The following is a 14,035-nucleotide window of genomic DNA, read 5'->3' on the forward strand; positions in this document are numbered from 1 at the left end:
CTCAAAGAAACTGACCCGCACCAACCCGCACCGCACGGCTCATTTTGGGGAGGTATTGTCGCAGGGGAAGGTAATTTACTGTATTGAACGCGAAGAAGAGCGATGCATCAGAGGCGTCGATCAGGGAATTCCAAGCCCGACTTTCCTGAGCGAACCGAGAAATATTTCGGCATCTTCCGAACGGCCGAATCGTAACAGCGCTTCATGCCGAACATTTGTTACCAAGGCGGGTACGTGTTCCATGAGCCAGACACGCTCGCGTTCGGCGTCTGCCGCATAGCCTCCTTCGGCAAAGATCGCGGCGGCGATCAGATGATAGAGCGCGTTGCTTGGAACGTTTGCCTTTCTGATCCACATGGCTGCCTGCTGAAGGTCGCCGCTGAAATAGGCGCACATGGCCAATCCCACCTCATAGTAGGCGAAAGGCCCCGGATTGCGCCTACGCGCTTCTTCGACCAACGGGCACCCTTCCATCCAATTTCCGGACAAGGCCAACCGATACCCGTACTCGCCCAAAAATACGGTGTCGTTGGGATTGATGGTCATGCCGCGGCGTCCCACTCTCATGGCCGCATCGATTTCCCCCTTGAAGTAGAGAGCGAGCATCTGCGCCTGGAGAGCCCGGACATTGGTCGGCTCCAATTCCGCTGCGCGGCGGGCAGCAGCGAGCGCACGATCGATCAACGGTTCGGAGTTCACGGTATCGAACGGAAAATGGAACCTGACTTCGTCAATGTAGATCAGCGATAGAAGTCCCCAGGCGGTTGCGTATGCGGGAAAGCGGCCGACAGCCTTCTCGAGACAAGAACGGACGGACGGACGCGTTTCGGGATCGAAGCCGGCCCGATATGAATAATAGGAAAGTGTGCAAAAATATGCGGCCCGGTCTTCGGGAGCATTGGGGACAACACGCTTGGCGTCCGCCTCGAATATTGCGCCGTAGGCCTGTGCCAGGTTTGTCGCTACATTGGCAGCGATGTCGGCTTGAACCTTTAAAAGATCGGAAACTGTTGTCCTGCCATCGTAGCTATGTGCCCAGAGCACTGATCCGTCCGCGCGATTGAACATACGAACCCGAAACCGGAAGGTGTCGGCAGACATATCCACGCTTCCTGCGACCACGTAGCGTACGTCCGGTCCCATCTGGCCGAACGGGTGAACCACGACAATGTCCCTGAATTTGGAGAGCTGGCTTATGACCTCTTGTGTAAGCCCACGGGCCAGGGCCACAGCCTCCTCCGACCCGTCCATGTCGTCGAACCACTCGACCAGCAAATGCGGGATCTCCGGCCTGCTCAGGGAAGGCCGTGAAGAATAAGACCACACGACCAATACGATCGCAGCAGCGGCCAGCATGGCGACTGCGGCTATGAGCCGGGGCTTGCTCAGTGGGCGTGGCCGCAAACGCTTGGAGGCGGTCGCGGAGGTGGGTTCTTCCGTTGCGGGGCTCGGGGTGTTGCGTGGTGAGAAGGTGGCAACATATCCACCCTTCGGGATGTCGATGAGAATGGGATCGGCCTGGCCTGCAGTCAGGTAGTATCGCTCGAGCGATCTGCGAAGGTGGCCAGCTGCAATGCGCACAATCGGATCTGCCTGCGGATCGAAAGACGCGTCACGCTCGAACACCTCCACCGCTATCGAATAAGCCTTGATGCGATTGCTGCGCCCCGCCAGAGTTTCGCCCACGACATAGCTGAGGAACCGACGCTCGCGATCAGTTGCATGAAAGTCTGCGCTACTGAGAATACGCGTAAGTTGCGCCTGGCAGTCTTCGACAGAAAAATCCGCCCCTTCATGTGCGTTCAATTCCACGCAAATTGCCCCTCCGTCCGCTACCTGCCTGAATACCGCTGTCGATTCGCCGCAACGACGCAGTCGCCCTGTAAGTTACATTCCGCTTCTTGTACCAGCAACGGGTTTGTGCGTAGCCTCCCGCCAGCGTGAGGCACGAGATGGAGAAGAAGGCTACGACTGTGCGAGCGGCGATATCGGCGGCGGTGCGTCGATTTCCAGAGCTCGAACTACCAATCCGTCGAAAGATCGAGGCGGATCCGGCCTTTCGCGATATGTGTGAGGAACTCGCGGAAGCTGAGGCCGCGCTGTCGAAGGTCGATCAGCTTCCGCCGTCGATACGTGCGGCCAGAAGCGCCGAGTGGCGTGATATAATCCAGAGACTGGTCTGCGAGCTTGAAGAGACGCTGCGTGAGAAGCTGGCGGCCCAATCGCGCATCGATTCCCGGCCACCTCGGTGACTTCTGCAGGCTGCAGAAGAAAGCGGTCTGGCCTGACGTACTCCCCTGAAAGGTCCTCGCTTTGCGTTTAGTCTGTTCTTGGAGAGAGGAGATCGCGCTTTTCGGACGAGCAGATCATCGGCATTTTGAAGGAGCACCAGGCGGGGCTTTCGGCGGCGGAGCTGTGCCGCAAATACGGGATCAGCGACGCAACCTTCTACACCTGGCGCAACCGGCCTGCGCCAGAGGCTGCGTGAACGCTGGCCGAAAGCGTCCCGCAAATTGACCAGAAGGCTCTGGCTCGAATACCGTCCGAGCAGTTGTTCGTGGGGAGGCCATCAATGCTGTTCTGTAACATCGGCTGGATGAATCGGTATGAGGGCCTTGCTGGCAAACCTGACAAGATCGTTGGCGGCGGGAGGTGGGTGCATGAAAATGAGTTCGGCCGCGAAGTCTGCAATTTCTTACCGTGTCCAGACGGCTACGTTTATGGGCACATAGAGACGGTTCATGGGGAGAATGATCGTCAAATCCGACTTGAGAAATTTGGAGGGAACGGAGACTCAATTGAGGGAACCGACGTCATCTGGACGGCAACTCACCCCGATGAGCGGGGTCGACGCGTGGTAGGATGGTATCGCAACGCCACCATCTTTCGCGAGCGCCAGGATTTTGCAGGTTATCCCTCGAAATCCATCAGATGCCGGGACTAATACGTCGGCCGTGAAGAATCCGGAAGCCACTGATATTCCGTAGAAAATGGCTGCAGTGTTGTTTTCGAGATTGCAGGAAACAGCCTGGTTGTGGGTCGTTTCCTTGCAATTCCAGTTTGTGGTTTTCCTGCCCGGCGAAGCATGATTCACTGCCTTTATCGCGGTGAATCGGAGAGCCAGGCGATGGGCAAACCACGCGAGCGGCGCGAGACGGGAGAACAGGATCTGTTCCGCGCCCGCCTTGATCAGATTCTCAACATGAAGCACGAGCTGGTGCGGTTGACGCAGGCCATCGACTGGCCGGTGCTGGAAGAGCGTTTCGGCGCGGTCTATTCCGACGGGCCGGGCATGCCGCCCTTGCCGACACGGCTGATGGCCGGGCTGGCGATCCTCAAGCACACCTTCGACCTGTCGGATGAGGCACTGTGTGAGCGCTGGATCGAGAATCCCTATCTGCAATACCTGTGCGGCGAGGAGTTCTTCCAGCATGAACTGCCGTTTGACCGCTCCTCGATGACGCGCTGGCGTCAGCGCATGGGCGAGGAGCGGATCACGGCCCTGCTGCAGGAAAGCCTTGCGGTGGCGGTGAAGACCGGCGCGATGAAGCCGCAGGACACGCGGCGGGTCATCGTCGACACGACGGTGCAGCCCAAGAACGTCATGTTCCCGACCGACGCCAAGCTTATCCATCGTGCCCGCGAGCGGCTGGTGCGGCTGGCGAAGAAGACGGGGCTCGACCTGCGCCAGTCCTATGTCCGGGTCGGAAAGCTGGCGCTGATCAAGCATCAGCGCTATGCCCACGCCAAGCAATTCAAGCGGGCCGGCAAGGCCCTGCGCAAGCTGAAGACCTATCTCGGGCGGACCATCCGCGACATCAAGCGCCAGATCGCCGGCGATGCGGAGCTGGACGCGGTCTTCAAGTGGCCGCTCTACCAGGCCTCCACCGTTCTCGAGCAGAGGCAGCGCCAGCGCGGCCGCAAGATCTACAGCCTGCACGCCCATGAGGTCGAGTGCATCGGCAAGGGCAAGGCGCACGCGCCCTACGAGTTCGGCGTCAAGGTCTCGATCGCCACCACGCTGAAGCGCTCGAAGGGCGGCCAGTTCGCCCTGCACGCCATGGCCCTTCCTGGCAACCCCTATGACGGCCATACGCTGGGAACGGTCATCCCCGCGATGCAAGACACCGTCGGCGCCGAGATCGAGCGCATCCTCGCCGACGCCGGCTACCGCGGCCACAATGCGCCGCAAAGCCACAGATTCAGGGTCTTCACCGCCGGCCAGAAGCGTCGCGTGACGCCGGCCATCAAGCGCCAGATGCGACGACGATCCGCCGTCGAGCCGGTGATCGGCCATATCAAGAGCGAACACAGGATGGGCCGCAACTACCTCGCCCACGCGCAAGGCGATGCCATCAACGCCATCCTGGCCGCCGCCGGCTACAACTTCTCCCTCCTCCTCAGGTGGCTGAAGGTGTTTTTGTCGCTCTTGATCGCTGTGCTTCAATTCCGGCCGATGCAGGCCGCCGCTTAGAACCCGGATTGTTCACGATCGACTAATACCTGGTTGCCTGCTGGCGAGCGAGGACGAATCCGGCCAGAAGCTGGCCGCTGCATTTCGGACATACGACATCGACAAATTTCCGCGTCAGGTCGGAAAAATGACGCTAGACCACAAGAAAGCTTTTAGTCGAGCCGCAGATCCGGCGGGATTTGACGTTGTTCCGTTCGCCACCGGCAATCAAGAAAATTTTATATTTTCTCCGGATTTATGTATATTAGAAGGAATAAAATTTCCGAGACAGACATCGGATAGCAAATTCACGAGCGAAGGGAGCGCTCGATGGTGAAATTTCACTTCAAAGGTCCACCAGTGGGTGACGCCGCCGATCTGTCGGCTGAATGCGAGCGCCAATTGCTGCCTGTTATCCGTGAAATCGTCCAATCGGCGGAAGCGGCGGGGTGGAACCGGAAGGATGTTCTTCTGGTTATAGTAGAACTCGCATGGGAATTTTATGAGACCGGTCGCACTGATCTTTAGAGATCAGAAGGACGCCGGAGCATATTCATGACCCATGATTGACCGGTTGCCGATCTTCTCCGCACGCCGATTTGCAAATCTGTCAAAATATCCATGACATCAGTGCATGGGCGTGCAATGCAGAGCAGCCTGTCGTGTATGTTTACCAAATTTATGCAAGATCTATCGCTTGGGCTAGAAGACCTCTTCCCAACGAAGAACAGTGTTCGTATGGAGAAATGGGACGACAAGGGGATGGGAAAGAAATAGTTGAGGGAACGAATTGAACCCCTGCTAATCTGCAAGCATGGGATTTCGGTCGGACGGCAACACGGCTGAGGCTAACGGGTATGCAAAAAACCGAGGAGGTCCGGGGACGCGGCGGTTCCCGAGCCGCAGATGAGGAACGGACCGCCCGGCACGTCGTAGACATAATTCCTGAAAGCGCGGGGCCAAGAAGAATTATGACGCGGGGGAGCGTGATACACTCTGTCCGTAGCCCCGGATCGCAGAAATTCCTGGCTAAAGAACATGCTGCGGGAATCGTGCTTGCGCCCATCCGCAAGTTGAGGGCCTCGCTTGGCAGCGACCGGATCGAGGAATTCGATGCCCCCATCGGGAGCCTCGTTATCAATCCAGCTGGTGTGGATAGCAGCCTCGCCTGGTCGGCGACCAGGGAAAATGCCGTCGTTTCCATATCTCCCGAAGCGCTGTCGGATCTGGCTGCTCATGAGTTCGATCTCGCCGATGTGGAGCTTCAGCCGCCCGCCTTCGGCACTGTCGATCCTCGAGCGTTCGATATTGCCCGGTTAATCACTTCTGAGTTGAGCGGGGGGGTGGCCCCGAATGAGCTCTATTTGGACTCATTGGTCACCCAGTTCGGCGTTCATTTGCTTCGTACCTACACAAGTCGCAAGAGACAGCCTGTGCCGATTAGGGGCGGGCTCTCTCCCAGCAGTGCGCGGCGTGTGCGGGAATTCATAAATGAGAACTTTACCCGAAAATTGGCGGTTGCAGAACTTGCGTCGGTCTCGGGCGTTTCACCGAACCATTTCATCGCCGCATTTGCCAAGACATTTGGAATGCCGCCGCATCGCTATCTGATCAACCTGCGCCTGACTTTCGCGGAAAAGCTGCTTAGGGAGGGCGAGCTTACGCTTGCGGAAATCGCCTATCTGGCTGGATTTTCAAATCAGGGTCACTTGGCCATCACTATGAAGAAGTACAGGGGGAAAACACCGACCGAGCTACGATTTGGAAGATAATCGTGGGTGGAGTTTCGGTGGCAGTGGCGACCCGCTCCTGAGCAGGTCCTGCATTTGTCGGACGACCTGCTGGAATCCGTGACGGGCTCCACCTGGCAGCAACTACAGGCCCCCATCCGTAATGTCATAGCACGCGTGCTGATCCGCGAATGGCGATGCTTCGGGGCAGCCTCATCCATTCCATCCGCGAATCGGCGCGTCGATGCCGCTGGCGGAATGCCATTTTGCGGCAGTGATTCCAGCGCCGGCCCTACGTCCAGCGCTCGCAAGTGACAGACTGCAGGGGTACGATGCACCTGTCGGTACGATTGTGGTTACCCGACGAACGTCGGCGGGCGTGCGGAGCGGTCACGTGCCCGGAAACCTGGGATTGTCGCCCGCGATCCAAGAACCTGCTCGAACTGGCCGGCTATGAATTCGGCGCAGGCCATGCCGAGCTTCGGCCACCGCCCCTCGGAACGGTTGATCGTCTTATCGCCGCGCCCCAAGTTCGCCGCGACAATGTATCCGTGGCCGTTGGCAGCCCGAAAGTCTGCGCGCCAGAGCTGCTACACAAGCTGCCTGGGCGATTAGAAATCGGAGTTTCCTACAAAGATTTCAGAATATTCAAAAATACATCCCGTCGCGGTGTGCCATATGCTCAACGCGGGATATCATTCGGGTGGGCTGTGGATCTCTCCAATAATCATTCAGTGCGGCCTGTTGAAATTTCCGAGGACATTCGGTTCCCGGAAACCGAAATCTTCACGCCAAGGGCTGAAGCGGCCTGGATTGCGCTGCAGCGCCGGTATGCCGGCGGGATCACCGACGCTGAGATCGATTACCTCTTTGCCTGTTTCGTGCTTGGGTTGACCTCTCCGGCATACGCCGAGCGCGAACCGGCCCTTCATTTCGATCTCTGTCGCGCGGTGACGGCGGTCAAGCTTCCTCCGGAGCGGGCCCACGCTGCCCTGCACACTGTTCCGGAACCCACGCAGCCATGGCTTGCGAGCGCCTGCGCGCTGATCGAGAGCCAGGGCGCGAAGATGGGGCGTGCTCTTCAGGAAACCACCTCCAACTTCGAAGACTTGACCGCCGGGGCGGATGCGGCAACAGAGCGCCCGGGCAACAACGAGGGCAACGCGAAATGACCGTAGGCATCGAGAGGGAATCCCGTCGCGGATTTGTCGGCAACTGGGTTTCGGGCGGCGGCGACAGCCGCTGGCAGCGCCGCAGGCTGATGGCGGTGCTGCGCTTGGCGCACCGTGCGCTCGGCCTAAGCCGCAAGCGGCTAGGGCTCGGGGCGCTGGGCTTTGGCACGGTATCCAGGGCGTTGCTCGCCGCCGCCGGAATCATAGCCCCGCAAGCGGCCTCCGCGCAGGTCGCCATCGGCAACGGCACGTTGGCCAACCCGGCTTGCGGCCTGACCACGAGCGCCGTGGCCATGGCCACGGCGCTCGGCTGCGGCGCCACCGCTTCAGGCGTGAACGGTTCGGTCGCGATCGGCTACGATGCCGATGCGACGGGGTTCTACGGGATCGCCCTCGGCCTGAATTCGCGAGCCACGGGCGATGGCGGCATGGCGCTGGGCGTCAACACGGTCGCAAGCCACATCAACGCGGTCGCGCTCGGCGTCAACGCCAGTGCCACCTCTGCCGGCGCCAGCGCCTTGGGCACCGCCGCCACTGCTTCGGGATCGAACTCCACCGCGGTCGGTGTCGCCTCCACGGCGAGCGGCATGTTTTCGTTCGCCGGAGGCCGGCTGGCGGCTGCCAGCCAGCAAAATGCTGTGGCCATCGGCTTCCAATCGACCGCATCCGCAATCAACTCCATCTATCTCGGAGCACGCACCGCTGCGGGAACAGGCGCTCTCGCGCAGAGCGCCATCGCGATCGGCACGGATGTGACGGCGTCTCAGGCCGACACTATCGCAATGGGGCGTGCAACCCAGGCGACGGGTCTTGCCGCCACCGCCATCGGCAACACCGCCCGGGCGACAGGAAACAGCGCTCTTGCGCTCGGCGCGCAAGCGGTGGCCGTCGGCGACAGCACGGTTGCTGTCGGGCAGGGGGCGGGCTCTGGTTCGACCACCGGCAATGCCAGCTCTGTTGCGGTCGGCATCGCGGCGGGGACGCTCGTCAGCGGCGGGCAGAACTCCGCTGTCGGCGGGGGTATCGCAAGCGTTCTGAGAGGCGCCGGCTCCGGCGTCTCGGGAGCGCGCAACGTCGCCATGGGAACCGGCGACGGTTCCGTCACTTACGACGGCACGCTCGCAGCATCCGCGGGCAATCTGGTGACCGGCAACGACAATATCGCGATCGGCACCAATGCGGGCATCGGCATTGCCAGCAACACAACGACGTCGATCGGCTACAACGCCATGGCGTCCGCCGACAATGCCATCGCTATGGGCAATGCCGCGGTGGCAGATTCTGTGGACGCGGTCGCCATCGGCACGGGCGCGACAGCCACCGGCGGCAAGGCGGTGTCGATCGGTTTCGGCAACATCGCCAATGGCGACGGCGCGGTCGCCATCGGCGATCCCAACACCGCGACCGGGGCCGGCGCTATCGCGCAGGGCAAGGACAACACCGCGACCGGCGACGGTTCGGTGGCGATGGGTAACACCAATATGGTCGGCGGCGGCGGACAGGCCGTCAGCACTCCCGGCACGGCGGCGCAGGGCGCGGTCGGCATCGGCTATCAGAACACCGTGATCGGCCAGGGCTCGGTCGCGATCGGCAACACCTCAAGCGCGCTGGCGGCGGGCGCGGTCGCCTTCGGCGACACGGCGATTGCGAACAACGCTGGCGATGTCGCACTCGGTTCGGGCTCGGTGACGGGTGTCGCCGTCGGCACGCCGAGTGCGGTGATCGACGGCACCACCTACAATTTCGCCGGTACGACGCCGACGTCGACGGTCAGCGTGGGCGCGCTGGGGGCGGAACGCACCATCACCAATGTCGCGGCCGGGCGGATCAGCGGCACTTCGACCGACGCCATCAATGGTTCGCAGCTCTATGCGACCAACCAGGCGGTCGACAGCTTGGCCACGACCGTGAACAACATCAACGACGGCGCGGGCATCAAGTATTTCCACGCCAACTCGGCTCTGCCGGATTCACAGGCGCTGGGGACGGATTCGGTCGCGATCGGGCCGAACGCGGTGGCCAACAACGCCGGCGACGTCGCCATCGGCTCCGGCGCCGTGTCGGGCGCGACGACCGTGGTGTCCAGCGCGGTTATCGGCGGCACGACCTACAACTTCGCGGGTGGGACGCCGGCCAGCGCTTTCTCTGTCGGCGCTCTGGGCGCCGAGCGCCAGATCCAGAACGTCGCGGCGGGGCGGCTCTCGAACAGCTCGACCGACGCGGTGAACGGATCGCAGCTCTTCGCGACCAACCAGCAGGTGACGATCAACACGACTGACATCGCCAATCTCGATGGACGCGTGACAACGGTCGAGGGCGACGTCACCAATCTCGACGGGCGCGTGACGACGGCCGAGGGCAACATCACCAACCTCGGCAACACGATCAACAACATCGCCGGCGACACCTCGGCGGCCTACACCGACGCCAATGGCGACGGCATCCGGTATGTGCGCACGAACGACCGTACGCTGCCGGTCGCGGATTCTTCCGCCCAGGGAATCGCCTCCACGGCCGTCGGCTATCAGGCGACGGCCGTGGCCGACAATTCGCTCGCGCTCGGCCGTGACAGCCAGGCCAGCATCGCGGGCGGCGTTGCGCTTGGTTCCGGATCGGTCGCCGATCGCGCGCTGGCTCCGGTCACCGGCCAGATTCCGGTCGGGGCGGCGATCATCGAATACAATACGACCGACAAGACACTCCTTGGCGCGGTCTCGGTGGGCACCGACACCTCATACCGGCAGATCACCAATGTCGCGGACGGCACGAACGCCCAGGACGCGGTGACGATCCGTCAGCTCCAGGGCGCCATCGCCTCGGTCGCGACGACACCGTCCATGTATTTCCATGCCAATTCGACGGCCGGCGACTCCCTTGCCGTCGGCGCGGAGTCGATTGCGGTCGGCCCGACGACGGTGGTCAACGGCGACAACGGCATCGGCATAGGCAATGGCGCGATCGTCGACCAGATCGCGCCGGGCGGAACGGCCATCGGTCAGAACGCTCACGTCATGCTGGCCGACGGCATTGCGCTCGGCACGAGTTCTCGCTCGGCGGGCATTCAATCCGTTGCCATCGGCGCGGGCGCTCAAAGCGACCACGCCAACAGCGTCGCCCTTGGCGCGGGATCGGTGACGCAGGCCACGGTGGCTACTTCCGGCACGACCATCAATGGCCAGACCTACGATTTTGCCGGCGCCGCCCCGGTTGGCACCGTGAGCGTCGGCGACGCCGGCGCCGAACGGACCATCACCAACGTCGCAGCCGGGCGCATTTCGGCAGACAGCACCGACGCCATCAACGGCTCACAGCTATACGCCACGAACCAAGCGCTCAATGACCTGTCCGTCGAGATCGGCGATGTTGGAACGATTGCCAACAATGCGGTCGCCTATGAGACCGTCACCAACCCCGACGGATCGGTGACAAGGACCAACAATGTGATCCTTGAGGGCGGCGATCCCAGTGCGCCGGTCGTCATCTCGAATGTCGGGGCAGGCGTCGCCAACACCGACGCCGTCAATGTTGCGCAGCTGAATGAGGCCAGGTCCTTCGCCGTCGAGACGGCGAACGATTATACGGACCAGGTTGCGGCAACGACGTTGGGTCAGGCTAATGACTATACCGACCAGAAGTTCAGCGAGCTCAACCAGGCCTACGGTGACATACGGGCCGAGGCGAGACAGGCCGCTGCCATAGGGCTTGCAGCGGCATCGCTCCGCTACGACGATCGTCCCGGCAAGCTCAGTGTGGCCATGGGGGGAGGCTACTGGCGGAGGGAAGCCGCACTTGCCTTCGGTGCCGGCTACACCAGTGAAAACGGACGTGTCCGCGCGAATCTGTCGGGAACGACGACTGATGGACACTGGGGCGTCGGCGCGGGTCTCAGCTTCACTCTGAACTGAGGCCGTTATGTTCAGGCAAGCGGCCCCTGCCGTCCCGATTGTCACGGCTTGCCTCTTCCTGTCCGGTTCGCATGCGGCCGGGCAGGAGACGATTTCTGCCGGCTTTCGTATCAAGCCCTCCGAGGTAGCAATACCTCAGGACGTGAAGCTGGGGGATTATCAGCGGACAATCAGGCCGTTCGAGAACTGGACGCTGATCTGCGATGAGAACCTGGAAAAACGCCAGCGTATCTGCAACGTAACCCAGGTGATCGAGAATCAGGCTGGACAGCTGGCTTTCAGTTGGTCGCTTGCCGCCACGCAAGAGGGAAAGCCTTACATGATCTTGCGGACAGCACCCGTCGCAAAGACAGACGGTCTGGTCTCGTTCAAATTCGAGGGGCGCGAGGAACCGGTCAAAGTTCAACTGGACGGCTGCAATCAAGCGGTGTGCGTCGGCATGCTGCCGGTCGGTCCCATCATGCGTGAACAGATTTCGAAAGACGCGGTACCGGCCGTCTCCTATCCCACGACGGATGGGCGGACAATCAGCGTGACCGCGACCCTCAAGGGCCTTTCTGAAGCCGTTGAGGCCATAAATTGATGGAGATGCCCTCGATGAATCAACGGTCGATCCACGATCGGATAATGTCCCGGAACCAGAGCAAGGATGCCGTTCGGGACGGTGTCGTCGATCGAAGCAGGCCGAGCCGAAGTTGGTTGAGAACGGCGGTCTTCTCGCTGCTCGCAGTTGCCGCCGTCGGTGCCGCCGGCTTCACCGCCGTGCGATACGATGTGGTTCGGAATTTCATATCGCAGCCGGCTGTGGCAAAGACCAACGAAGCCAGCCAAACGCTGGCCGATACGCCTTTCCTGCAGCACGCCAAGCAGGCCGGTTTGCAATCCTGCTCCACCGTCTTTCCGGTTCTCGGGGAGCTGCTGACGAACGGCACGACCTATAGCGTTCAGTCGATCTGGAACAACGAGGCCGCCGACGAGCACGCCGTGCAAGCACTGGTTGGCATGAACTATGCCGCGGAAGGCTACAGCGGTCCGGCGGCAGGCGTCGTATTCGCCGCGCCTACCGCATCCGCTTGCGAAGGCTCAATGGTCCGCGTGGCGCCTTTCGCTGCCGCCTGCGCAGAAATTCCGGCCGTGCTTCCGGAAGGAAGCAAGCTCGTCAACAATCTCGGGCAGATCGGCATCTATGAACTTGCCAATGGCGGGGGCAGCGCGATGCTACTGCCTGCTGGCAACAGCTGCGTCGTCATTTCCGTGGCCTCGGCGGCCGGAAAATAAGGGGGCAAAAATGAAACCATGGTCTGCCATTGCGGCGATCGGCATGCTGTTGATGTGCACCGGGCTGCTCGGCGCGGCCGATCTCCCCACAACAGCGGCGGAAGTACCGGTTCCGCCGCCTCAAGAGGAACGCGGCATCTGGGCGGCGATTGCCTACTCAGAGGTGGACGAGAAGCACGGCTTCTTTTGGGGCGCCGACAAGCGGCAAGAGGCAATGGACATTGCACTCAAGCACTGCGAGCGGGACGGGGGCAACGCGTGCGTCGTTGTAAGCGTGTTCCGCAACCATCGTCATTGGGATGACAACGATGAAACCGGATTTCCGTATCACCACTGCGGCGCGCTCGCCGTGGGCGGGGAGACGACCGGCCGACCCGCCAGCTGGGGTGCAGAGGCGGCACAAACCCGCAGGGAAGCCGAAGATCTCGCGCTACAGATCTGCGAGCGGGCCGGAGAAGAATGCACAATTCGCGAGTGGGTATGTACATGAGGCTTCGTTCGAGGGCCGCTTCCGCGTGCGGGGCAATCATATTCTCATTGATGTCGCCCGCATCGGCTCAGCAACAGGTGGCGGCACTTCCGAACGGAGCGTCCTCCCTCCACGAGGTATATCAGGACTGGAGCGTGGCCTGCTCCGTTCAGGAGAACACGAGGGTCTGTTCGCTCTCGCAAGATCAGGTGCAGCAGAACGGCCACAGGATTCTTGCGGTAGAGATGCAGGGGCGCGCGGACGGTTCGGCAACCGCCACCATACTTCTGCCCTTCGGCATCTTGCTCGATTCCGGCGTGACGCCGCAGATCGACGACCAGCCGCCGTTGCCCCTGCTGCGGTTCAGGACCTGCCTGCCCACAGGGTGCCTTGCCGTCTTTTCGATCGATCCGCCGACGCTTGAGGGAATGAGAGGAGGCACGGTTCTGAAGCTCAATGTCACAACCGTTGCCGAAACTCAGCTGACCTTCCCGGTGTCCCTCCGCGGCCTGACCGCAGCGCTCGATCGCATGGCAGCGTTAAGCGCACGTTGAGGAGAAGACGAGCCCAGGCGGGCGATGAGAAGACAGGCCACAAGACGGCGATGGTGTGGATGGTAAATCGATAGCAAGCGCAACGGAGCTTTGAGCCGTTTGCCGCCTGTCCGGTTCTGGCCGAAAAACTGAGCAAGCCGCCGTTCCGCAGTCGACCTTATTGTCGCCATCAAGGGTGCTTCCGTCGCCGCCCGAAACTTGTCATTCGCTCGGCTCCCGCGGATGGCAGAGTCGGGGTCGGAATGGCCCCGTCCGCTATCGGAACCTGGTTAGCAACAAGCAGCCGTTCCGTTGACGACGCAAGTACGAACCCGCGCCCTCCCGCAAGCGGGTTTGCTCTTGGCTGGCTTGAAGTTACCCATAAGTCCTTAGGTTGCAGTTTTCACTTGATCACGTGGAATCGGCCATGATTCCTTATCTGGCACCTTCAACAAACGGGGTGCGGACATGGGGAAGAGTTGGGTGGGCGAAGAA

Annotated in this window: 11 protein-coding genes and 1 pseudogene; 11 read left to right on the plus strand and 1 reads right to left on the minus strand. The window is 61.4% G+C overall.

Annotated elements, in window-relative coordinates; all coding sequences use genetic code 11:
* Positions 1–120 precede the first annotated feature (120 nt).
* Positions 121–1,812 (minus strand): hypothetical protein, encoded by a 1,692-nt coding sequence (locus N1058_RS16440; protein ID WP_265518688.1) that lies wholly within the window; start codon positions 1,810–1,812, stop codon positions 121–123.
* Positions 1,813–1,952: 140 nt separating this feature from the next.
* Between N1058_RS16440 and N1058_RS16445 the strand changes: the two genes are divergently transcribed.
* The 11 genes and pseudogenes from N1058_RS16445 (at position 1,953) to N1058_RS16495 (ending at position 13,561) form a co-directional block, all read left to right on the plus strand.
* Complete coding sequence (locus N1058_RS16445) at positions 1,953–2,252, plus strand: hypothetical protein (protein WP_265518689.1); 300 nt, start codon at positions 1,953–1,955, stop codon at positions 2,250–2,252.
* Between the two features lie 86 nt (positions 2,253–2,338).
* A pseudogene (locus N1058_RS16450) lies at positions 2,339–2,467 on the plus strand (transposase); the annotation flags it as partial.
* A 660-nt stretch (positions 2,468–3,127) separates the two neighbouring features.
* Positions 3,128–4,474 (plus strand): IS5 family transposase, encoded by a 1,347-nt coding sequence (locus N1058_RS16455; protein ID WP_265518690.1) that lies wholly within the window; start codon positions 3,128–3,130, stop codon positions 4,472–4,474.
* Positions 4,475–4,783: 309 nt separating this feature from the next.
* Positions 4,784–4,981, plus strand: a complete 198-nt coding sequence (locus N1058_RS16460; protein ID WP_265518691.1) for a hypothetical protein — start codon at positions 4,784–4,786, stop codon at positions 4,979–4,981.
* 524 nt (positions 4,982–5,505) lie between these two features.
* Positions 5,506–6,225: a helix-turn-helix domain-containing protein gene (locus tag N1058_RS16465; RefSeq protein ID WP_265518692.1), complete on the plus strand. Its 720-nt coding sequence runs from the start codon at positions 5,506–5,508 to the stop codon at positions 6,223–6,225.
* A gap of 290 nt (positions 6,226–6,515) precedes the next feature.
* Positions 6,516–7,355: a hypothetical protein gene (locus tag N1058_RS16470; RefSeq protein ID WP_265518693.1), complete on the plus strand. Its 840-nt coding sequence runs from the start codon at positions 6,516–6,518 to the stop codon at positions 7,353–7,355.
* Between the two features lie 89 nt (positions 7,356–7,444).
* A complete protein-coding gene (locus tag N1058_RS16475) occupies positions 7,445–11,260 on the plus strand; it encodes a YadA-like family protein (protein WP_476739415.1) in 3,816 nt (1,271 codons plus the stop codon).
* A 7-nt stretch (positions 11,261–11,267) separates the two neighbouring features.
* The gene (locus N1058_RS16480; protein ID WP_265518695.1) at positions 11,268–11,843 is read left to right on the plus strand and encodes an invasion associated locus B family protein; all 576 of its coding nucleotides are present in this window, start codon (positions 11,268–11,270) and stop codon (positions 11,841–11,843) included.
* A gap of 14 nt (positions 11,844–11,857) precedes the next feature.
* Positions 11,858–12,538, plus strand: a complete 681-nt coding sequence (locus N1058_RS16485) for a hypothetical protein (protein ID WP_265518696.1) — start codon at positions 11,858–11,860, stop codon at positions 12,536–12,538.
* Positions 12,539–12,548: 10 nt separating this feature from the next.
* Positions 12,549–13,028: a DUF4189 domain-containing protein gene (locus N1058_RS16490; RefSeq protein ID WP_265518697.1), complete on the plus strand. Its 480-nt coding sequence runs from the start codon at positions 12,549–12,551 to the stop codon at positions 13,026–13,028.
* Positions 13,025–13,561, plus strand: a complete 537-nt coding sequence (locus N1058_RS16495; protein ID WP_265518698.1) for an invasion associated locus B family protein — start codon at positions 13,025–13,027, stop codon at positions 13,559–13,561. Before N1058_RS16490 ends, N1058_RS16495 begins: the two co-directional genes overlap by 4 nt.
* Positions 13,562–14,035 lie beyond the last annotated feature (474 nt).

It is taken from the genome of Nitratireductor luteus, assembly GCF_026162365.1.
GTDB classification, from domain to species: Bacteria; Pseudomonadota; Alphaproteobacteria; order Rhizobiales; family Rhizobiaceae; genus Chelativorans; species Chelativorans luteus.

Coding starts and splice junctions, on each gene's coding strand:
- N1058_RS16460 (WP_265518691.1), top strand. CDS start 4,784: ATGGTGAAATTTCACTTCAAAGGTCCACCAGTGGGTGACGCCGCCGAT.
- N1058_RS16470 (WP_265518693.1), top strand. CDS start 6,516: ATGCACCTGTCGGTACGATTGTGGTTACCCGACGAACGTCGGCGGGCG.
- N1058_RS16480 (WP_265518695.1), top strand. CDS start 11,268: ATGTTCAGGCAAGCGGCCCCTGCCGTCCCGATTGTCACGGCTTGCCTC.
- N1058_RS16455 (WP_265518690.1), top strand. CDS start 3,128: ATGGGCAAACCACGCGAGCGGCGCGAGACGGGAGAACAGGATCTGTTC.
- N1058_RS16490 (WP_265518697.1), top strand. CDS start 12,549: ATGAAACCATGGTCTGCCATTGCGGCGATCGGCATGCTGTTGATGTGC.
- N1058_RS16495 (WP_265518698.1), top strand. CDS start 13,025: ATGAGGCTTCGTTCGAGGGCCGCTTCCGCGTGCGGGGCAATCATATTC.
- N1058_RS16485 (WP_265518696.1), top strand. CDS start 11,858: ATGAATCAACGGTCGATCCACGATCGGATAATGTCCCGGAACCAGAGC.
- N1058_RS16475 (WP_476739415.1), top strand. CDS start 7,445: ATGGCGGTGCTGCGCTTGGCGCACCGTGCGCTCGGCCTAAGCCGCAAG.
- N1058_RS16445 (WP_265518689.1), top strand. CDS start 1,953: ATGGAGAAGAAGGCTACGACTGTGCGAGCGGCGATATCGGCGGCGGTG.